The organism is Micromonospora terminaliae (genome assembly GCF_009671205.1).
GTDB classification, from domain to species: Bacteria; Actinomycetota; Actinomycetes; order Mycobacteriales; family Micromonosporaceae; genus Micromonospora; species Micromonospora terminaliae.
In genome coordinates this window covers 1,279,910-1,300,637 of the sequence record NZ_CP045309.1, presented here as the reverse complement: position 1 = coordinate 1,300,637, position 20,728 = coordinate 1,279,910, and the positions used below count along the sequence as shown (strand labels likewise).

The window sequence follows — 20,728 nt, the reverse complement described above, 5'->3', positions numbered from 1 at the left end:
CAGGTGCGACGGCCTGCCACGGCTAACGCCGCGAGCCGGGTTCAACCCCGGCGAGCAGGCCGTCGACCAGGTCGCGGGGCAGCCCGTGGGTGTCGTGCAGCCAGTGGTAGTCCCGCTCGGTCAGGGGTCCGCGCGCCCGCACCCGGTCGACCAACGGGCGGCCCCGGAGCAGCAGCCCCCGGAAGCGCCGTTCCTCGTCGGCCAGGACCGCGCGCAGCCGCGGAATGTCGGGATCCTGTCGGAACCGTTGGCCGGAGTCGCGGAACGGCTCGTCGGGCAGCTCGGTCAGGCTCCGCGACGAGTCGTCGCGCCAGAGCACGGTGAGCGCCCGCCGGACCAGCCGGCGCAGCACGTAGCCACGGCCGGTGTTGCCGGGGCGTACCCCGTCACCGAGCACGACCACCGCGGAGCGCAGGTGGTCGGTGACCACGCGCAGGTCCGGGCCGCGCAGGTTCCACCGGTCGCGGACCGGGCCCACCCACGGGCTCAGGCCCGCGCCCTCGAAGACCGACCGGCCGCCGCGCAGCACCATCTCCAGCCGTTCCAGGCCCATGCCCGTGTCGATGCTGGACGTCGGCAGCGGCGTCAGCCGGCCGTCGGGGTGCCGGTGGTGGCGCATCTGGACGTGGTTCCAGACCTCCATCCAACGCTCGTCGGTGCCGGGGGTACCGACCGGCGGCCCGTCCCCGGTCCACACGAAGATCTCCGAGTCGGGCCCGCACGGGCCGGTCGGGCCGTTGGACCACCAGTTCTCGGTGCCGTTCGTCTCGACCGGCACGCCCAGCCCGGTCCAGGTGCCGAGCGCCGTCTCGTCCGGGCCGACCTGGTCGTTGCCGCCGAAGACGGTGGCGTGCAGCCGGCCCGGGTCGATGCCGAAGCCGTCGGTGAGCAGCTCGAACCCCCAGCGCAGGCTGGTCGCGATGTCGTAGTCGCCGAGCGACCAGGAGCCGAGCATGTCGAAGACGGTCAGGTGCGTGCGGTCACCGACCTCGTCGAGGTCGGTGGTGCGCAGGCAGCGCTGCACGTTGACGAGCCGCCGGCCGCCGGGGTGCGGGCGCCCCAACAGGTACGGGGTGAGCGGGTGCATGCCGGAGGTGGTGAAGAGCACCGGGTCGCCGGGCGGCGGGACGAGCGAGCTCTCCGGCGCGTCCCGGTGGCCCCGGCGGTGGTAGTGGTCGACGAAGGTGTGGACGATCTGGTCGGGTGTCATGGCACGGGCCTTCCGGTGGGGACGACCGGACGGTCCGCCGCACGGGCGGTGGCGTGAGACGACGACGCCGCGGACCGTTTCCGGTCGCCGGCGGGAATGGGGCAGGTCAGGCGGCGGCAACCGGCGAGCGGGAAGCTCGCGCGGCTGCGGCGGTGGTGCTGCGCCTGAGGTCCATGCCCATGACGGTAGCCGATCTGATGGGGCGCCGCCCACCGGAATAGCGGCCGGTGGGCGGCGGAGCGGTCAGGCCGTGCCGGAGGAGACCAGTGGGGCCGGGGCCACCGGCTGGCGGCGGTCGGCGCGCCGGTTGGGCAGCGACAGCCGGATCACCTTCCACCAGGCGGAGGCGACCTGCTTGGGCAGTGGGCCGGTGGTGTACTTCAGCCCGTGCCGGTCGAACAGGGCCCGGACCTGCGGGGCGATCTCCTGGTAGCGGTTGCTCGGCAGGTCGGGGAAGAGGTGGTGCTCGATCTGGTACGACAGGTTGCCGGTCATGATGTGCAGCAGCCGGCTGCCGCTGATGTTGGCCGAGCCGAGCATCTGCCGCAGGTACCACTCGCCGCGCGTCTCGCCCTCGATGGAGGTCTTCTCGAAGGTCTCCACGCCGTTCGGGAAGTGCCCGCACATGATCACCGAGTGGCTCCACAGGTTGCGGATCAGGTTCGCGGTGAACGTGGCGGCGAGCGTGGACAGGAACGACGGGCCGGACAGCAGCGGGTGCAGCACGTAGTCCTTGAGCACCTGGCGGCGGATCTTGCGGCCGACCGCCTTGGCGCGGGCCCGGAACGCCGGGTCCTTGTGCCGGCCGTTCTTGAGGTTCTCCCCCAGCTCCAGGTCGTACGCGGCGATGCCGTACTCGAAGAAGCAGGCGTTCACGAAGTTGTAGAACGGCTGGCCCAGGTACGCCGGGTGCCACGGCTGGTCCTCGTCGACCCGCATGATGCCGTAGCCGAGGTCGTTGTCCTTGCCGAGCACGTTGGTGTAGCGGTGGTGCAGCTCGTTGTGCGAGTGCTTCCACTGCTCGGGCGGGGAGACGTGGTCCCAGTCCCAGGTGGTGGAGTGGATCTTCGGGTCGCGCATCCAGTCCCACTGCCCGTGCAGGACGTTGTGCCCGATCTCCATGTTGTCCAGGATCTTGGCCACCGCGAGGCCGGCCGTGCCGACGATCCAGGCCGGCGGGAACAGCGAGAACAGCAGCACGGCGCGGCTGCTCAGCTCCAGCGTTCGCTGGGTCTTGATCACCTTGCGGATGTAGCGGGCGTCCCGCTCACCCCGGTCGGCGATCACCCGGTCCCGGATCGCGTCCAGCTCCTTGCCGATGATCTCGACGTCCTCGGCGCTGAGGTGGGCGATCGGGTTGTCCGCCTTCTTCTGGATCACTGTCACGTCGGAGGGCCTCCTGTCAGAGTTCGATGTCGCAGGTACCGGCGGCCGCCGACACGCAGGTCTGCACGAGCACGCCGTCTCCGGGTACGGCGGTGGTGACGTCGCCGTTGCGCAGGTCGCGCACCGCGCCCTCCCGTAGCGGGACGACGCAGCCGAAGCAGATGCCCATCCTGCAGCCGGACGGCATCAGCACCCCGGCCCGCTCGCCGGCGTCGAGGATCGGGGTGGCCCCGTCGGCCTCGACGGTCACGCCGCTGCCGGTGAACGTCACGGTGCCGCCCTCCCCCGGCGAGATCACGGTGGGCCGGAACCGCTCGGTGTGCAGCCGGTCGGCGAGCCCGTGAGACGCCCAGTACCCCTCGACGGCGTCGAGCATGCCGATCGGGCCGCAGGCCCAGGCCTCCCGGTCGAGGTGGTCGGGCACCAGGCCGGCCAGTTCGTCGACGCCGAGCAGGCCGCCCGTGTCGGTGTGCCGCTCGATCAGCCGCAGCGCGCCGGCCTCGGCGAGCGCCCGCAGCTCGGGGCCGAAGACGACGTCGTCCCGGGCCGGCGCCGAGTGCACCAGCACCACGTCGGCGCGGTCGTGCAGGCCGGCGCGGAGCATCCCCATGACCGGGGTGATGCCGCTGCCGGCGGTGAGGAACAGGACCGGTCCGGGGGTCGCCTCGGGCACGACGAAGTCGCCCTGCGCCTGGTCGAGCTGCACGATCGTGCCGGGCCGGACCCGGCGGACCAGGTGGTTGCTGACCTTGCCGTCGGGGATCGCCTTCACGGTGACGGAGATCAGACCGTCCGCGGCGCCCGGCACCGAGGTGACCGAGTACGCGCGCCACTGGCGTACCCCGTCGACGTCCACGCCGAGGCGCACGTACTGTCCGGGCAGGTGTCCCTGCCAGCTGCGGCCCGGCCGGATGACCACGGTCGCGGCGTCCCGGGTCTCCGGACGGACGGCGACGATCCGGCCCCGCAGCGGGGCGCCGGCGCGCAGCGGCGCGACGAGGTCGAGATAGTCCCCGGGCAGCAGCGGGGTGGTGACCGCGCCGGCCAGCCGCGACAGTCTGTCCCGGAAGGTGACCTTCTGGGGGCGGCGGGGGGCAGTTGTGGTCATATCACCAGGGTGACTGCGTGATCGCATAACATCTTGACCGGCAAAGGTGAAATGGCCACAGGTTTTTGTTCGGGGAGAACAACATGTCGGACGACCACGCGAACTCTCGCGCGGCCCATCTCGAACTCGACGCGCGGGTGTCGGCCCGCCTCCGCGACCGGCTCCCCGTCGTCGCCGAGCGTACCGTCAGCGCGATCACCGTCGAGGTGCCCGACTACTCCGGCGCGCTCACCGGCACGATGCGGGAAAAGATCGAGAACGCCGTACGCATCGCGCTGGGCACCTTCCTCCAGCTCATCGACGGGGCACAGCTGGCCGATCCGAGCACCCCCCTCGCCCCGGCCCTGGAGGCCGCGTACGCGCTGGGCAGCGGCGAGGCCCGCTCGGGGCGCAGCATGGACGCATTGCTCGCCGCGTACCGGGTGGGGGCGCGAGTCGCCTGGCGGGAGGTCTCCGCCACCACCGTCCGCAGCGGGCTGGCCGCCGAGACGGTCGCCGAGTTCGCCGAGCTGATGTTCGCGTACATCGACGAGCTGTCCGCGGCCAGCGTGGCCGGGCACGCCGACGAGCTGGCCAGCGTCGGCCGGGCCAGCCGCCGCAACCTGGAGCGGCTCGCGCGGCAACTGCTCGCCGGTGAGCCCGAGGAGGCCCTGCGGCGCAGCGCCGAACGCGCCGACTGGCCGCTGCCCCAGACGCTCACCGTCGTCCTGCTCCCCCGCCGGAACCTGCGGGCCGTGCTCGCGCTGCTCGGCCCGCACACCCTGGAGAGCGGCGAGGACCTGCCCGGCATGGACCCCGCCGAGGAGCTGGCGGTTCTGCTGGTGCCGGACACGCACGGCGCCCGGCGGCGCCAGCTCACCCGGCTGCTGCACGGCCACCGGGCGGTGCTCGGGCCGGCCCGTCCGTGGCACCGGGTCGCCGCCTCCTACCAGCGGGCCACCCGGGCGCTCGCCCTCGGCCTCGGCGAACGGGACGCCGGGCCGGTCGACACCGAGCACCACCTCGCCGAGCTGCTGCTCAGCATGGACCCGGAGGCCCTGGCCGACCTGCGTGCCCAGGCCCTCGCACCGCTGGCCGACCTGCCCCCGGCCACCGCGCACCGGCTCGCCGAGACGCTGCGCTCCTGGCTGCTGCACCAGGGCCGCCGGGACGACGTGGCGGCCGACCTGTTCGTGCACCCGCAGACCGTGCGCTACCGGATGGGCAAGCTCCGCGAGCTGTACGGCGACCGGCTCCACGAACCGGCCACGGTGCTCGCCCTCACCATCGCCCTGGCCGTCCCCCCGACGCCGCCGGAGACGGCGGACTGAGCGGCCCGGGCTCGGTGCGAGGGAGGGCTACTCCTCCGGGATGCCCGGACCGACCTCGCCGCGCCTCAGGTGCTCGGCGTTTCGGTCGGCCTCGCTGTCGGCGTTCGCGGCGCCCGCGCCCGCGTCCCTGGTCCGACGCCCTTCGGCGTCCTGGTACACGGCGCCGGTCTCCAGCGCGTCCTCCTGCTGCCGGCTCTGCTCAGGTGTGGTCACCACGACCGATTACCCGGCGATCGTGCCGGACATGCACGATGCGGAGGCGGCGGCGATGCCGAGCGGGTGCGGCCGCGCCATCCGTTCACCCGGCCATGGTGAGCGGTGTCCGGAGGATCTGCCGGCTGTCAGGCGGGGAGGTAGACGAGGTCCATGGTGTCGGTGCGCCCGGACCAGCGGAGGTCGAGGTGCCAGCAGCCGGCCTGCGGCAGGTCCACGATCGACGGGCCCGGTCCCCCGGCGACCTTGCGGGTGGCGCGGGTCGTGGTGCCGGCCAGCGTCGCCGTGATGACGAGGGTGGCCGGCGCGGCCGGGTCGGGCGACGGCGTCGCCGCCGGCCGGGCGACCCAGAGAATCTTGTTGGCCGGTCCCTCCCCCCGCCCGACCGTCAGCGGCTGGCCGAACAGCACGGCGACGATCTCGCCCTTCGCACCGAACACGTGCGGCGCGCGGGCGTCCCCGCTGAACCCGGCGTCGGCCCAGTCCGGCAGCCGGCCCTCCTCGACCCGGGCCGCGCAGGCGGTGGGTGCGCTCGCCGCCGGGGTGGCGGGCGTGGCGGACCGGCCCGCGGTGGTGCAGCCGGCCAGCAGGACCACCGCCGCCAACAGGGGTCTGCCCCAGGAACCCATCCCGCACCTCCGGACGTCGTCGGTGCCGGTGGGCGGCACCCCTGTCCTCACGACACCGGCTGGGCGGCGCGGGTTCCCTCGGATGACCGCCGTTCCCCGGGGGCCCCTAGTCGAGGGAGGCGGCCGTCCGGATCGCCTCGTCCCGGGTGAGATCGCCCTCCAGCCGGTAGCTGACGCCGGCGTCCTCCCAGATCAGGGTGGCCGCGGCGAGGCGCGCGGTCTCGACGCGCACCGTGCCGGTGCGGTCGACGTACGCCAGCTCGTGCGGGCCGCCGATCCAGACCGCGAAGTCGCCGTCGACCTCCACCCACTCGACACCCGGCCCACCGATCTGCTTGTGGAACACCGGATCGAGATGCCCGTCGAAGGCGTCGAGGCGCAGCGCGCCACCGCGGTAGAGCAGCGTCACCACCCGGTACGCGCCGGCGCCGTCCGGGTCGGCGACCAGCACCTGCTCCGGGTCGCCGAGCTCGACCGGCACCCGGATGGGGAAGCGCAGATGCCGCTGCGCCTCGGCGAGGGTGGCGGGCCGCTGCGCCGGCAGCGGTGACGGCACCCCGGTGGGCGCCGGTGGCGCCGAGCCGGTGTCGATGACGATCCCGGAGAAGCGCAGCAGTCCCGTCACGGCGTCGGCGATGGCGGCGCGCCCCGGCGGCAGCAGGGCGACGAGCAGGGCGGCCAGGGCCGCGGCGAGCCACCAGCGCCAGCGGCGCCGCCGCCGTACCGGGGTGGCGAGCCGGGCGCGCACCCGGGCGGTCACGTCGGGGGCCTCGGGCGTCTCCAGCCAGGCCGCGAGGTCCCGCAACTCGCTCTCGAGGTCAGCCACGGCGCACCTCCTCGCGGTCGAGCAGCCCGCGCAGCTTGGCCAGGGCCCGGTACGTCCGTGACTTCACCGTGCCCCGGGGCCAGCCGAGCGTCGTCACCGTCTCCTCCTCGGTCAGGTCGAGAAGGAACCGGCACACGATCACCTCGCGGTCCTTCACCGGAAGCCGGCGCAGCGCCGCCACCAGCGCGGCCCGGCGTTCCGCGGCGAGCACCCCGCCGACCGCGACGTCCTCGCCGACCGCCGCACCGGGGTCCGCCGCCGTGGCCCGCAGGACCAGCCCGTCCCGGCGGCTGCGGGACCGGTGCAGGTTGCGGGTCTCGTTGGCGACGATCGCCAGCAGCCACGACCGGAAGGACGACTCGCCGCGGTAGCGGGCCAGGTTGCGGAACCCCTTCACGAACGCCTCCTGGACGACGTCCTCCGCGTCCGACCCGGCGCCCAGCAGCACCGCCGTCCGGTACGCGGACGCGGTGTGCCGGGCGACCAGGAGTTCGTACCCCTCCAGGTCACCGGCCCGGGCGCGGGTGACAAGCTCGTCGTCGTCCAGTGGAGACCTCCGCTTCGATCACCCTCATGACACCGGCCGCGGCGCGCGGGTTCCACCGTCGCGGCACGGAACCTCGGCGGCTTCGAGGGTGTCACCTCGGCATGACCGCCACCATCTCCCGCCGTACCGTCCTGACCCTGCTCGCCGGTGCCGGCGCCGCCGCACTGGCCGGCTGCGAGCCGGCCCGCGGCCGGGCCTCGGCCCCGGCCGCCGGCGTACCCGATCCGTTGCTCGTCCAGGTCGACGCGGGACCGGCCCTGCTGCGCGGGACCGACCGGCGGACGATCCCCCGGGCGGTCGCCAGCTCCGACGGCGCGTGGATCTTCGCGACCGCCCCCGAGGGCCCCGACACCACCTGCTGGCGGATCGACACCACCACCGGGGACACCTCGGCGAAGACGGTGCTGCCCGGACGCTGGGTGCCCCAGGTGGTCTCCGCCGAGGGCACCGGGGTGGCGCTCACCACGACCGGAGCGACCGCGAACGGCGGGCGGCCACCCGGGCGGACGCGGACACCCGTGCTGGTCGCCGACGTCGGTGGGCTGCGCCAGCGGCTGGACCTGCCGGGCAACGTCGTCCCGGAGGCGTTCACCGCGGACCGCACCGGACTGTTCGTCCTCGAGTGGCTTCCGGCGGCCGCGCCGGACCGCTACCGCGTGCGGGTCGTCGACCTCGCCACCGGACGGCCCGGCCCACTGTCCACCCGCGACAAGTCGCCCGTCCCGCCCGGCGCCGAGGAGGAGATGCGCGGCGACGGGCGCCAGGCGGTGCTCGCCCCGAACCGCACCGTGCTCTACACGCTCTACACCCACCAGCCCGGCCACCGGCACACCCGGGACCTCGTCAGCGGCCGGCCCGGCAACGCGCACGCGTTCGTGCACACCTTGAACCTGTTGGAGCGCTGGGCGTACTGCGTCGACCTGCCGCATCCGTTCGGTGAGGCGGCCGCACCGGGCCACGCCATGGCGATCAGCCCCGACGGAGGCCGCCTCCTCGTCGCCGACGTGGCGTCCGGCACCGTCGCGGACATCTCCACCGAGGAACTGGCCGTCCGCCGGACGGTCCCGCTGGCCCGCGGCGCGGGCGCCGCTCACGCCGCCGCCGGCCCCGACCGCCTCTTCCTCGCCGCCGGCACGACGGTCCGGACGCTGGACCTCACCCGCCTGACCGGCACGCTCGACTTTCCGGTACGCGAGCCGGTCTCCGGCCTCGTGGCCGGGCGCGACGGCGACCGCCTCTACGTGGGCCAGCGGGACTCGGTGAGCTGGCACGATCCCGTCACCGGCCGGGAACTCGGCCGCGTCGCGGTGCCCGGCCTCGTCGGCGTGCACGGTCTGGCGGGATCCGCCTGACCGGGCCGAAAGGCTGCACCACCGGCTCTGTGGCCCCGGACGGCACGAACCGGCGGGCGAGAACTCTTCGGAACCGTTTCGACGGAAATGGGAGACGAACGCCAACCGCCCCGGCGGCGCTTACCGGACGGGCCGAGCCGCACGAAACGGCACGAGGCCAGCAGGAAAGCACCGGCGAGGCCGAGGCCGGAATTTCCGGCCCTCCCCGGACCACTTTTTACAACCGGGCCGTACCCGCACGGCGGGCGATTACGGTCCTTTGACGTGGCCATCTTTCGTATCGCCGCAGTGGCGCTCAGCGCCCTCATGACGACGCCGGCCCTGGTGCCCGCCGCACCGGCGCGGGCCGCCGCGCCGTACGTCCCCTGCCCGGCCGTGAAGCCGCCGGTCGCCCCACCGCCCGTGCCGTCCCCGCCGCCGGTCGGTCCCGCCGACCTGGCCGTCGGCGGCGAGTCGCTGGCGACGCCGGGGCTGTCCATCCCGGCCGGTGCGCCGGCGGCACCGGCGGTGACCGCCACCTCGTGGCTCGTGGCGGACCTCGACAGCGGCGCGGTGCTGGGTGGCTGCGGACCGCACGAACGCCGCACACCGGCCAGCGTGCAGAAGATGCTGCTGGCCGCGGCCCTGATGCCCCGCCTCGACCCGGCCCAGGTGGTCGAGGTGACCCGCGCGGACCTGCAGGATCTCGATCCGGCCAGTTCGGTGATGGGGCTGGTGCCGGGCGGCAGGTACTCGATCGAGAGCCTCTGGCTGGGGCTCCTCCTCAGGTCGGGCAACGACGCGGCCAACGTGCTGGCCCGCGTCGGCGGCGGCACCGCCGGCCGGCCGGGCGGCGTGCAGGCGATGAACGACGAGGCGCACCGGCTGGGCGCGAACCAGACCCATGCGGCGACACCGTCCGGCCTGGACGGACCCGGCCAGTACACCAGCGCGTACGACCTGGCGCTCATCGCGCGGGCCACCTACGCCCGCCCGGACTTCCGGCGGTACGTGGCCACCCGGGTGGCGGACATTCCGGCGGAGCCGGGACGGCCGGGCTTCTCCATCACCCACGACAACACGCTGCTGGACCACTATCCCGGCACGCTGGGTGGGAAGACGGGCTTCACCGACCTGGCCCGCCAGACGTACGTGGGGGTGGCCGAGCGGGACGGCCGGCGGCTCGCCGTGACCCTGCTCGGCGCGGAGACCGCGCCACTGGGCAGCCTGGGCGAGGCCGCGGCGCTGCTGAACTGGGGGTTCGCCCTCTCCCCCGGCGCGTCGGTCGGCCGCCTGGTCACCCCCGACGAGAAGAAGAAGACCGACCGTCCCGTGGCCCAGGTCAAGGCCGGGCAGCACGAGCACGCCGCACCAGCGCGGTCGGTGTCGTGGGTGGCCATCCTCGGTCCCGGCGCCGTCGGCGCCCTGGCCGTCCTGCTCCTGGCCGCGCCCTGGCGCCGACGGGCGGCACGAGCGGCGGGCCAGGCCGTAGCCGACCCGATCGCCCCGGTCCCCGATCACCGCGGCTCGTCCCGTGCCTGAACCGATTTCGCGCCCAGTTGTGCCGCCTGTCGTACCTGGTCGTTCGCTGAGGTGGCGTCGCAGCCGGTGGCGCGCAGGAGATCGCTCGCGGCGGTGCGTAGCTGGGTGACCACCGCCTCCCCGAACTCGCCGACGCCACGCCCGCGGGCTCGTCCGGCCTCGTGCACCGCGTCGTACACCGCGCGTCGGGTCTTCTCGGTGGGGCGCCCGGCGCGATGTTCGCCGCGCAGCAGTTCGACCGCGTCGGCGAGCCGTCCGACACTGGTCGCCAGTTCCGTCGGGACCGGCTCCTGGTACTGCAGCACCATCGCCGACCGGCGGGCGACGCCGCGGCTGTGTTCGATGATGCGTTCCAGGAGTCGCGTGGCTCCCGCGAAGCGCTCCACGTCCTTCCTGCGCAGCCATCGCGCCGGGGCCAGACCGACCACCTCCTCGGCGCCGCTGAGCGCCTCGTGCAACCGCTCCAGGTCCGGCCCCATGCTGCGGAGTGCGGTCAGGGCGTGCACGGCCCGCTCCCGGTCGCGGTCGGTCAGCGCTGCGGCCACCTCCCGGAGCTCGCGGGCGAGACCGGCGAAGATCGGAGCGGCGTCACGGTCGAGGATCCGCATCGGGTTCAGCGGCAGCAGCAGTGCCACCACCAGAAGGCCCACCACGCCACCGACGGTGGCCTCGACGATCCGCGGCCATTCGAGGTCCTTCTGCGCCGGCGCCAGGGTGGCCAGCAGCACGGCGGTGCCGCCGGCCTGCCCGACGGCCGCTCCGCCGCGTCCGAACAGCACGAGGGTCGTGAGGATGGCGCCGCCGACGACGATTCCGGTCTGCCAGAAACCGGTGCCGAGCACACCCAGCAGGAAATCGGTGATGGCGATGCCGAGACCGACCCCGAGCAGCAGTTCGATCGTCCGGTGGGCGCGCTGGCCGAGCGCGGCGACGATCGTGCCGACCGCGGCGGACGGAGCGAAGACGGGTGCCGGGTTGCCCAGCACGTCGTGTCCGATCCGCCAGGCCAGCGCGGCGGCAAGACCCGCCTGCACCGAGATCACCGAAGCGGCCTCCAGTTGCCGCAGCCGCAGGCGACCCGCCCCGGATCCTCGCCGCCAGAGTTTGCCGGCGACCACCTTCACCTGCCCGCGATGACGGTCACGCCGGGACGCGCCGAGGCCCAGCGGACGGCGACCAGGAGAACCCACCGAGCACTCGTACCACGTCGCCACTCGACCACGCCGGTCGACGGCAAGATGATCTCGCCCGACGATGCCCGGTCGTCGCGCCCTGTGGCAGCCTGGAGGACGAGGAGCAGGAAGCACACCCGTGTACGATCAGCCGCGTCAGCGACGAGGGGAGGTGAGCCCGATGTACACCCAATGTCACATCCGGGCGCTCCACCCCGCCATCCCTGTCCGCTGACCTCGCGCCGGGGAGCGCCCTCCTGACCGGAGGAACAATGCTCTTCTCCCCGTTCCGCATCGACGTATCCGACGAGGTACTCGACGACCTGCGGGCCCGCCTGGCCCGTACCCGTTTCACGGACCGCAGCGGCGATCAGCCGTGGCGGACCGGCACCGACCCCGACTACCTGCGGCATCTGGTGTCCTACTGGGCCGACACGTTCGACTGGCGTGCCCGCGAGGCCGAACTCAACGCGCTGCCGCACTACCAGGCCCGGATCGGCGGCCGCCGCGTGCACTTCCTTCGCGTGCCCGGGGTGCGTCCGGAAGGCGCGCCCGCACCGCTGCCGCTGATTCTGAGTCACGGCTGGCCCAGCAGCTTCGTGGAGATGCTGCCGCTGGTCGACCGTCTGACCGACCCCACGAAGTACGGGGGCGAGCCCGCCGATGCCTTCGACGTGGTGGTGCCCTCGCTGCCCGGCTTCCTCTACTCGGAGCTGCCGAAGGGTCCGCTCACCCGCGCCGCGATGGCACAGACGCTGCACGCGTTGATGACCGACGTCCTCGGCTACCGGCGTTACGGGGCCTTCGGCGGCGATGTCGGCGGTGTGGTCACCGGTTGGCTCGGCGCGCTGTATCCCGATCAGGTGGCGGGCATCCACATGATCCATCCGCCGTTCCCGGCCAGCTTCGACTCCCGTCCGCTGTCGCCGGCCGAGCAGGCGTATCTCGATGCCGAGGCAGCGTACGACGAGACCGACGGCGGTTACAGCGCCATCATGGGGACCCGGCCGGACACCATCGCCGCGGCGCTGGCCGACTCGCCGGCCGGGCTGGCCGCCTGGCTCGTCGACAAGTACCGGGACTGGAGCGACAACCACGGGGACCTGGAGAGCCGGTTCGACCGGGACACGCTGCTGACGATCATCACCCTGTACTGGACCAGCGGCGCCATCGGTTCCTCGTTCCGCCAGTACGTCGACTTCGACCACAACAGCCCACGACCGGACATCACCGTGCCCGCGGCGTTCACGGTGAGCACCGAACCCTCCTGTGCCAACTTCCCCCGCGAGATCGCCGAACGCGCCTGCACCGACATCCGGCACTGGAGCGAACCGGGTAGGGGCGGGCACTTCATGCCGCTGGAGGAACCGGAACTGCTCGCCGGCGAACTGACGCAATTCTTCACGTCGCTCCGCCCGTACTGATCGGCACGGAGCCGGGCCACACCGGACCGGCTCCACCGGACGTGGAGGGCCGGCGCGATGGCGACGGCGACGGTACGTCAGGTCCGCGCCGGCGCCGGCCTCTGTGCGAGGCTTCGGCGGTGACCGACTTCGGCATCCGCGCAGCCACCTCGGCTGATTCCGATTTCCTGGCTGACATGCTCGTGGAGGCGGTGAACTGGCTGCCCGAGCGCAACTGGTCGCGCGAGCAGATCCTGGCGAACCCCGAGCTGGCTCACTATGTCACCGGCTGGCCGCGGCCGGACGACTTCGGCCTGGTCGCGGTGGACGCGGCCGACCGGCCGGTCGGCGCGGCCTGGTGCCGCTACCTGACCGCCGCTGATCCGGGTTACGGGTACGTGAGCGACGACGTGCCGGAGCTGACCATCGGCGTGGTGGAGACGTGGCGAGGCCGCGGTGTGGGCCGGGCGCTCCTGCGCGCTGCGCTGGACGCCGCGCGGGAACATGGCGTCCCGACGGTGTCGCTGAGCGTGGAGCGGGCGAACTTCGCCGCGCGGCTGTACGCCGCCGAAGGGTTCCGCACGGTCGAGTCGTTCGAGGACGCGGACACGATGGTCGCTGAGCTCGGGACCGGCCTCGCGCCCGCATCAACAGGATCCTGAGCGAGAAGGGCTTCGAAGACTGATCAACTAGCGGAGGCGCCGTCTCCGTCCGCCACCAACCGGGCGGCCGTGTCGGGTAGTGCCACCTCGTGCCCTTTCGCACAGCTCACCACGACACCGAGCGGGCTTCCGCACCCGACGTGCACGAGTTCGACGCCGCCCGGCCGGCCGAGCCGCTCCCCCCACTGGATGAGGGCGACGAGCACGGGAAAGAGGTCCCGGCCCAGATCGGTGAGGACGTACTCGTATCTGGTCCGCTTACCCGGGTCCTGGTACGGCCGCCGCTGCAGCAGACCGTCGGCGACCAGTTGCTTGAGCCGCTTGGCCGCCACCGCCTCGGTCAGGCCGGTACGCCGGGCCAGGTCGTCGAAGCGTCGGCCGCCGTAGTAGATCTCGCGCATGAGGATCATCGCCGACCGGGTCCCGATCAGCTCCAGCGCGTGCTCGATGCGGCACCAGCCTTCGGCCTGCCACGCGTCCCGATCGGCGAAGCGGCCGGTCAGGCTGATGACGGCGTCGGTGTCCGACCCGGCCGGCCCGGCTGCCTGTGTCATGGCTACCACACCCATCTGGCTAGGCAATCGCATAGCCAGGGGTGCTACCGTCCTGACTATGCCTTCCACTAGCCAGCCTAGCACCGCGACAGGGCCACACCGGGCGCCCGCGACCGGGGCGAGGCGACGATGGTTCGCCCTCCTCGTCGTCTGCCTGGGCGTGATGATGACCTTCGTCAACGTGTCGTCGACCATCTCGGCGCTCCCGCCGATCCAGGACGACCTGCACATGTCCGCCAGCACCCTGGTCTGGGTGAGCAGCGCCTTCAGCCTCGCCGTGGTGAGCCTGGTCCTCGCCGCCGGCACGCTGAGCGACCTGCTCGGGCGGCGGCGGATCTTCTGCTACGGCGTCGCCCTCTTCACGCTCGGCAGCGCGCTGGCCTTCGCCGCGGCCAACGAGGGTTCGCTCATCGCGGCCCAGGCCGTGATGGGCGTCGGCGCCGCGGCCGTGTTGCCGTCGAGCCTGTCGATCGTGAGTCACGCCTTCACCGACCACCACGAGCGGGCCGGCGCCATCAGCGTCTGGGCCAGCTGCGCCGGCCTCGGGCTGGCGATCGGACCGCTGGTGGCGGGCGCGCTCCTCGACCAGACGTCCTGGCACGCGGTCTATCTCACCAACCTCGTCCTCGGGGCGCTCGCTCTCGTGCTCGCCCCGCTGTTCGTGGCGGAGAGCAGGCACCCGACCCGGCGACTCGACCCCGTCGGCGTGCTGCTGGGCACCATCGCGACCGCGTCGGCGACCTACGCGATCATCCAGGGCGGCGCCGGCGGCTACGCCCGGCCTCCGATCATCGTGGCCTACGTGGTCTTCGCCGTCTCACTGGTGGCGTTCATCCGGCTCGAACTCCGCCACCACGACCCCATGCTGGAACTGCGGCTGTTCAAGAGCGCCTCGTTCGCCACCGTCATGACCGTCGGCGCCGTCACCATGTTCGGCTTCGTCGGCATCTCGCTGCTCAGCGTCCTCTACCTGGAACGGATCGCCCACGCCAGCGCTCTGGAGACCGGGGTGAAGCTGCTGCCCATGTTCATTCCGTACATCGTCGTCACCGCCTTCGCCGGGCGCCTGGCCCGCCGGTTGGGCATCGCCCCCGTGCTCACCGCGGGGCTCGTCCTCATGGGCACCGGGGCCCTCGCGCTGCTGATGGTGGGCCCGTCCAGCGGGTACGGGGCGATGTGGCCAGGGCTGTTCGTCGCCGGCGTCGGCTCGGCGCTGCTGGTGGCGCCGTCGACCGCCGCCGCCGTCAACAGCGTGCCACCGCGGCAGGCCGGCATGGCCGCCGGCTCGGTCAACATGTTCCGCCAGCTGGGCAGCGTGCTCGGCCCGAGCGTCCTCGGCACCCTCGCGACGACCCGCTTCCCGGCGTACCTGCACGAGCAGCTCGCGACAGCCGGAGTGCCGTCCGACACGGCCCAGACGGTCGTCGCGGGAGCCACGCACGGCGGCGGCACAGGTCAGCTCCCGGCCCCGCTGGCGCACACGCTCACCCTGGCCGTACCCCGGGCCTTCACCGACGCCCTCCACCTCGGCTGGCTCGTCGGCGGTGTCGTCCTGCTCGCCATGGTGATCCCGACGGTGGTCTTCGTCCGGCACCGCCCGGCGACCTCTGGGTGATCATCCATAAAGGCCCGTCGTTGTACTGAGGCGGGGCATCGATGCCGGCCGCCTCCTGTTCCATGAACGTTCAGCCGGCTGTCCCTGCCTGCGTCGGCTGCCGCCCCTACGTTGCTTGAGGCAACGAAGGAAGGGGCTCATGGACGCACCTCTCGCAATCCGGGCCGCCGGGCTCACCAAGTGTTTCGGCAACGTCGTGGCACTCGACGGCATCCACCTGGATGTGCCGCAGGGACAGATCCACGGCCTGGTCGGGCCCAACGGCGCCGGTAAGACCACCCTGCTGGGCCTCCTGCTGGGCCTCGCCGCAGCCGACAGCGGCCGCCTCGAGATCCTGGGTACGCCGGTCGCCCGCGCACTCGCCGCACCCGAGGGTGTCGCCGGCTTCGTGGACGGGCCCGGCCTCTACCCCTCGCTCACCGCCCGGCAGAACCTCGCCGCGCTGGCCGCTCTCCACGGCGACGACGCGCGGACCTCGGGGATCGACGACGCACTCGACCAGGTCGGGCTCACCGACGTCGCCGACGACCGGGCGAACGGCTTCTCGCTCGGCATGCGCCAGCGGCTCGGACTCGCCGCGGCCCTGCTCGCCAGGCCCCGGCTGCTCGTGCTCGACGAACCCGCCAACGGGCTCGATCCGGCCGGCACCAGGCACGTGCACCGTGTCCTCACCCGGCTCGCCGCGGAGGGCACCAGCGTGGTGCTGTCGAGCCACCGCATGGACGACCTCGAGGCACTGTGCTCCGAGGTCACGATCCTCGCCACCGGGCGGGTCGTCTTCTCCGGCCCGCTCGGCAAGCTGGCCGCCGAGAACCGTGAACTGGACTACCGGCTGCGCACCTCCGACCCGCAGGCCGCCTGCCGGCTGGCCACCGACACGGCCGGGATCCACGTCGACGACGACGCCGGAGCGCGGGACGCCCAGGTGCTCGTCGTCCGCGCGCTGGTGCCGGCCCTCGACGAACTGGTGGCGCGGCTGATCAACGCCGGCATCGCGGTACGCGAGCTGGCGCCCGTCGTGTCGCCGCTCGAGGCCGCGTTCCTCGCCCTCATCGAACCGCAGGAGACCGACCGATGACGGCGACCGTCGCCGACCGCGCCACCGTCGGCGCCCGCCGCGTCTCCGTGGCGCGCGGCTACCGCTTCGAGCTCGTCAAGCTGGTGTCGCAGTGGCGGATCCGGCTGCTGGTCCTCGCCTGCTGGATCGCGCCGGCGCTGTTCGTCGCCGCGGTGAGCCAGCAGAGCTCCCTGCCGGTCGACACCCTCTTCGGTCGCTGGATGCACGCCACCGGGTGGGCCGGACCGTTGGTGACGCTCGGTTTCGCGGGCACCTGGGCGCTCCCGCTGCTGACGTCGGTGGTGGCCGGCGACGTGTTCGCCTCCGAGGACCGGCTCGGCACCTGGCGGCACCTGCTGGTGGCCGTCCGGTCGCCGCGCCGGATCTTCGCCGCGAAGGCACTGTCCAGCCTCACCGTCATCCTGCTGCTCGTGGCCGGGCTGGCCTGCTCCAGCGCGGTGGGCGGCGTCCTGGCGGTCGGCAACCAGCCGCTGGTCGGCCTCGACGGCCACCTGCTCACGCCGGGCGATGCCGCCGCGAAGGTCCTGCTCGCCTGGATCTGCGTACTCGCCCCGACCCTGGCGCTGGCCGCTGTCGGGCTGCTCGGGTCCGTGGCGCTGGGGCGGTCCCCGATGGGGCTGCTGCTGCCGGCGCTCGTCGCGCTCGCCATGCAGCTGGCCCAGATGCTGCCGCTGCCGGTGGCCGTACGCCTCGCCCTGCCCGGCTACGGCTTCATCGCCTGGAACGGACTGTTCACCGGTCCGGCGCAGCTCGGTCCGCTTCTGGTCGGCGTCGTGGTCAGCCTGCTGTGGGCCGTGACCGCGACGGCGCTGGCCTACCTGCTGTTCCTGCGGCGCGACTTCACCAACCTGACCTCCGACGGCTCCGGACGCCGGGCCTTCTCCGTCGGGGTCCTGCCGCTGGCGGGGTTGCTCGCCGCCACCGTGGGGGTCGTCGCCGTGGTGACGCCGGCCAGCGGCTCCGGTATCGAGCAGGACAGGGTGGAGCGCGCGGTCGCCACGGCGTTCGCGCACCTTTACCGCATGCAGACCGAGCAGCTCAACCGCCCCGACGTCACCGAAGCGCAGCTCAAGGCCACGGCGACGTGCAACAAGGGCGGCGGCAAGCTCACCGCCGAAGGACCGGGCAACGACTGGCGCTGCGTCGTCTCCTGGCATCTCCCCGACGTCGAGGCCGCGGGAACGGCCATCTACCAGCTCGACGTCACCCCCGACGGGCGGTTCGTGGCCGACGGCGACGGACCGAAGGAAGTGAACGGCTACTTCCTGGTACGCACCCCCACCGGGGACGCACCGAACCCGCTCTGGCAGTTCGACGGCACCGTCGAACTGCTCCACACCACGAAGGGATGACTTCATGCAGGTAACACGCCGCCGTCGGCGTGTCGAGAAGGGCGTGTCCGGCCTTCTCCGTCGACGCATCGGCCGCCGGCTCCCCCTCGTGACGGCCGGGACCACCGCCGTCGTCGTCGCCGCCGGCACCGGCATCAGTTTCGCCCAGACCCACCAGTTCGGCACCGACCAGGTCGGCCAGCTGACCGACAAGGGCCTGGTCATCTCCGACGACCAGTATCTCAGCCCCATCGGCGAGCGCCTGGTCCTCAACAACGGCAAGATCATGTCGTCCTCGGTCAGCCCGGACGGCACGCACCTGGCGGCCTCGGTCACCGACGGTGGCATGGCTCTCGCCGTCGTGGACCTGAAGAACCACCGCGTGCAGCAGCTCGTCGGCAACAACGCGGCGGCGGACCTGCGTATCAGCGGCAACGACGTGGGCCAGGAAGGCCCCACGTACTCTCCCGACGGCACCCGGCTGTGGCTGGGCCAGGCCGACGGCTACCGCACCTTCACGGTGAACCCGGACGGCACCCTCGCCAACCCGGCGTTCATCCGGATCCCCCAGGACGGGCCCCGGCGGGCGCTGGCGAGTGAGGCGGTGTTCTCGCCCGACGGCTCCACCGTGTACTCGGCGGTCAACGGCCAGAACCGGGTGGTCGCCATCGACACGGCGACCGGGGCCGTCAGGCAGAGCTGGGCCGTGGGCAACGCCCCGCGCGACCTGGTCCTGGTCGGCGGCAAGCTCTACGTCAGCAACGAGGGCGGGCGTCCGGCGAAGCCCGGTGAGCCCACCATCAACTCGTACAACACGCAGGTGCCGGCCGACCAGGTGACCGCTTCCACCACCACCGGCACGGTCAGCGTCATCGACCTGGCGAACCCGGCCGCGGCCGTCGCGAGCATCGACGTCGGCCTGCACCCGACCGCCCTGTACGCCAGGAACGGCGCGGTGTTCGTCACCAACACCAACAGCGACGACGTGTCGGTCATCGACACCGCGCGCGACAGGGTCGTCCAGACCATCGCCACCCGGCCGTGGCCGGAGGCGACCGTGGGCTACCAGCCCAACGCCGTGACGCTCACCGACGACGGCCACCTGCTGGTGACGCTCGGTCGGGCCAACGCCGTCGCCGTCTACCGGTACACGACCCCGCTGGAGCCGGTCAGCTACGTCGGCCTGCTCCCGACGGACTACTTCCCCGCGGAGATCACCAGCGTCGGCAACGACGTGCTGATCGCCAACACCCGCGGCATCGACGCCCGCCGCCCGACCACCAGCGCCGGGCACGGCACCCACGACACCACGTCGAGCCTGCAGCGGTTCGCACTGCCCGACGACAAGGTCATCAGGTCCGAGACCGGCAAGGTCTTCAGCCAGAACGGCTGGACCGGTGGCTCGGTCAAGCTGGCGCAGGGCAACAGGGCGAAGCCGGTGCCCGTGCCGCAGCGGCTCGGCGACCCCTCGACGATCAAGCACGTCTTCCTGATCGTTAAGGAGAACCGGACCTACGACCAGGTCTTCGGTGACGACCCGCGGGGCAACGGCGACCCGTCGTTGGCACAGTTCGGCGAGAACGTGACGCCGAACCAGCACGCGCTGGCGAAGCAGTTCGGGCTCTACGACAACACCTACGACATCGGTACGAACTCGGCCGAGGGTCACAACTGGCTGATGCAGGCCGACAACCCGGAGTACACCGAGTCCACGGCCGGTGAGTACATCCGCAGCTACGACACCGAGGACGACGCCCTCGGCCACCAGCGGACCGGCTTCATCTGGACCGGCGCGCAGGCGGCCGGCAGGACCGTCCGGAACTTCGGCGAGTTCCACCAGTTCCTGACCAAGCCGGCCGACGCCACCTGGCAGAACCTCTACTGCGACAGCAGGAACATGGCGGCGACGGGGCAGGACACCGCCTACCGCCTGGCCTCGTCCTCCCCGATCCCGTCCCTCAACAGCGTGTCCGTGCCCGGCTTCCCGAAGTACGACCTGGGCGTGCCGGACATCTACCGGTACGAGATCTGGAACCGTGACTTCCAGAAGAACGGGCCGGCGAACTTGAACATGTTCTGGCTCTCCAGCGACCACACCGGTGGCCCGCCGAACGCGGCCGCCCAGGTCGCGGACAACGACCTGGCCGTCGGCAGGATCGTCGACACGATCTCGCACAGCCGCTACTGGAAGGACTCCGCGATCTTCGTGGTCGAGGACGACTCCCAGGCCGGCCTGGACCACGTCGACGGCCACCGCGCCCCGATCCAGATCATCAGCCCCTGGGCCCGGCACGGCGTCGTGGACAACCACTACTACTCCCAGATCACGATGATCCGGACCATCGAGCAGATCCTCGGGATCCGCCCGATGAACCAGAAGGACAGCGCGGCCAGCCCGATGCGCCAGGCCTTCACCGGGAAGCCGGACCTCACGCCGTTCACCGCGGTGCCCAACCGGACCTCGCTGACCGCGGGGCTGGCCACCCCGCCGGCCTGCGGTCTGGACACCCCCGCGCCGCAGAATCCCCTCGCCGCGGCCGCACCGGCGGCGACGGTGCCGGCGGACAAGCAGCAACTGGCGGCGCAGTGGGACGAGTGGAAGTCGCACCAGCGGCTGACCGGCCCGGACGCCAAACCCGACTACGCCAATCCCGCGCAGATGAACCACTTCACCTGGTACCAGGCGCACGACTGGAAGAAGCCGTACCCCGGCGAGGACCAGATCTTCGCGCCGGAGAACGTCCCCGGCGCCTTCATCCCGCCGGCGGAGTCCGACGGCTGACCCCAGCCTGACTCGCATACAACGGAGTG

The 20,728-nt window shown here is 72.6% G+C and carries 18 protein-coding genes; 9 read left to right on the top strand and 9 right to left on the bottom strand.

The genetic code is table 11. From position 1 onward, the window contains the following. Positions 1 to 22: 22 nt before the first annotated feature. From GCE86_RS05875 to GCE86_RS05865, 3 genes are all read right to left on the bottom strand, one after another. Positions 23 to 1,210 carry an alanine--tRNA ligase-related protein gene (locus GCE86_RS05875; RefSeq protein ID WP_154225978.1) on the bottom strand — a complete coding sequence of 396 codons (1,188 nt, stop codon included), beginning with the start codon at positions 1,208 to 1,210 and terminating at the stop codon, positions 23 to 25. A 243-nt stretch (positions 1,211 to 1,453) separates the two neighbouring features. Beyond that, positions 1,454 to 2,596 (bottom strand): fatty acid desaturase family protein, encoded by a 1,143-nt coding sequence (locus GCE86_RS05870; protein WP_154225977.1) that lies wholly within the window; start codon positions 2,594 to 2,596, stop codon positions 1,454 to 1,456. Positions 2,597 to 2,612: 16 nt separating this feature from the next. Next, positions 2,613 to 3,704 carry a ferredoxin reductase gene (locus GCE86_RS05865; RefSeq protein ID WP_154225976.1) on the bottom strand — a complete coding sequence of 364 codons (1,092 nt, stop codon included), beginning with the start codon at positions 3,702 to 3,704 and terminating at the stop codon, positions 2,613 to 2,615. 83 nt (positions 3,705 to 3,787) lie between these two features. Between GCE86_RS05865 and GCE86_RS05860 the strand changes: the two genes are divergently transcribed. Then, positions 3,788 to 5,014: a PucR family transcriptional regulator gene (locus GCE86_RS05860; RefSeq protein WP_154225975.1), complete on the top strand. Its 1,227-nt coding sequence runs from the start codon at positions 3,788 to 3,790 to the stop codon at positions 5,012 to 5,014. 27 nt (positions 5,015 to 5,041) lie between these two features. Here the strand turns inward: GCE86_RS05860 and GCE86_RS05855 are convergent, their stop codons facing one another. From GCE86_RS05855 to GCE86_RS05840, 4 genes are all read right to left on the bottom strand, one after another. Further along, on the bottom strand, positions 5,042 to 5,227 hold the full coding sequence (locus GCE86_RS05855) for a ribonuclease (protein WP_154225974.1): 186 nt from the start codon (positions 5,225 to 5,227) through the stop codon (positions 5,042 to 5,044). Positions 5,228 to 5,355: 128 nt separating this feature from the next. After that, positions 5,356 to 5,856, bottom strand: a complete 501-nt coding sequence (locus GCE86_RS05850) for a hypothetical protein (protein ID WP_154225973.1) — start codon at positions 5,854 to 5,856, stop codon at positions 5,356 to 5,358. A gap of 106 nt (positions 5,857 to 5,962) precedes the next feature. Further along, positions 5,963 to 6,682, bottom strand: a complete 720-nt coding sequence (locus GCE86_RS05845; protein ID WP_154225972.1) for a hypothetical protein — start codon at positions 6,680 to 6,682, stop codon at positions 5,963 to 5,965. Further along, positions 6,675 to 7,130 (bottom strand): RNA polymerase sigma factor, encoded by a 456-nt coding sequence (locus GCE86_RS05840; RefSeq protein WP_244317202.1) that lies wholly within the window; start codon positions 7,128 to 7,130, stop codon positions 6,675 to 6,677. Before GCE86_RS05840 ends, GCE86_RS05845 begins: the two co-directional genes overlap by 8 nt. A 200-nt stretch (positions 7,131 to 7,330) precedes the next feature. Here GCE86_RS05840 and GCE86_RS05835 point away from each other — a divergent pair, with 200 nt between their 5' ends. Further along, complete coding sequence (locus GCE86_RS05835) at positions 7,331 to 8,581, top strand: YncE family protein (protein ID WP_239543333.1); 1,251 nt, start codon at positions 7,331 to 7,333, stop codon at positions 8,579 to 8,581. Positions 8,582 to 8,845: 264 nt separating this feature from the next. Beyond that, entirely contained in the window at positions 8,846 to 10,102 is a 1,257-nt protein-coding gene (locus GCE86_RS05830) for a D-alanyl-D-alanine carboxypeptidase family protein (protein ID WP_420846501.1), read from the top strand. Here the strand turns inward: GCE86_RS05830 and GCE86_RS05825 are convergent. Continuing rightward, positions 10,078 to 11,292, bottom strand: a complete 1,215-nt coding sequence (locus GCE86_RS05825; RefSeq protein ID WP_244317200.1) for an FUSC family protein — start codon at positions 11,290 to 11,292, stop codon at positions 10,078 to 10,080. The two genes, GCE86_RS05830 and GCE86_RS05825, sit on opposite strands and share 25 nt — an antisense overlap. Before the next feature lie 254 nt (positions 11,293 to 11,546). Here GCE86_RS05825 and GCE86_RS05820 point away from each other — a divergent pair, with 254 nt between their 5' ends. Both GCE86_RS05820 and GCE86_RS05815 read left to right on the top strand, forming a co-directional pair. After that, positions 11,547 to 12,698, top strand: coding sequence for an epoxide hydrolase family protein (locus GCE86_RS05820; RefSeq protein WP_154225969.1), 1,152 nt, complete (start codon positions 11,547 to 11,549; stop codon positions 12,696 to 12,698). A gap of 119 nt (positions 12,699 to 12,817) precedes the next feature. Beyond that, the gene (locus GCE86_RS05815; RefSeq protein ID WP_208818074.1) at positions 12,818 to 13,339 is read left to right on the top strand and encodes a GNAT family N-acetyltransferase; all 522 of its coding nucleotides are present in this window, start codon (positions 12,818 to 12,820) and stop codon (positions 13,337 to 13,339) included. Between the two features lie 23 nt (positions 13,340 to 13,362). Here the strand turns inward: GCE86_RS05815 and GCE86_RS05810 are convergent, their stop codons facing one another. After that, a complete protein-coding gene (locus GCE86_RS05810; RefSeq protein WP_154225968.1) occupies positions 13,363 to 13,893 on the bottom strand; it encodes a winged helix-turn-helix transcriptional regulator in 531 nt (176 codons plus the stop codon). A 163-nt stretch (positions 13,894 to 14,056) separates the two neighbouring features. Between GCE86_RS05810 and GCE86_RS05805 the strand changes: the two genes are divergently transcribed. From GCE86_RS05805 to GCE86_RS05790, 4 genes are all read left to right on the top strand, one after another. Beyond that, positions 14,057 to 15,508 (top strand): MFS transporter, encoded by a 1,452-nt coding sequence (locus tag GCE86_RS05805; RefSeq protein WP_204343142.1) that lies wholly within the window; start codon positions 14,057 to 14,059, stop codon positions 15,506 to 15,508. A gap of 139 nt (positions 15,509 to 15,647) precedes the next feature. Beyond that, entirely contained in the window at positions 15,648 to 16,586 is a 939-nt protein-coding gene (locus tag GCE86_RS05800; protein ID WP_154225966.1) for an ABC transporter ATP-binding protein, read from the top strand. Next, the gene (locus GCE86_RS05795) at positions 16,583 to 17,938 is read left to right on the top strand and encodes an ABC transporter permease (protein ID WP_154225965.1); all 1,356 of its coding nucleotides are present in this window, start codon (positions 16,583 to 16,585) and stop codon (positions 17,936 to 17,938) included. Before GCE86_RS05800 ends, GCE86_RS05795 begins: the two co-directional genes overlap by 4 nt. Before the next feature lie 88 nt (positions 17,939 to 18,026). Next, positions 18,027 to 20,699, top strand: a complete 2,673-nt coding sequence (locus GCE86_RS05790) for a bifunctional YncE/alkaline phosphatase family protein (RefSeq protein WP_244317198.1) — start codon at positions 18,027 to 18,029, stop codon at positions 20,697 to 20,699. Positions 20,700 to 20,728: the final 29 nt, after the last annotated feature.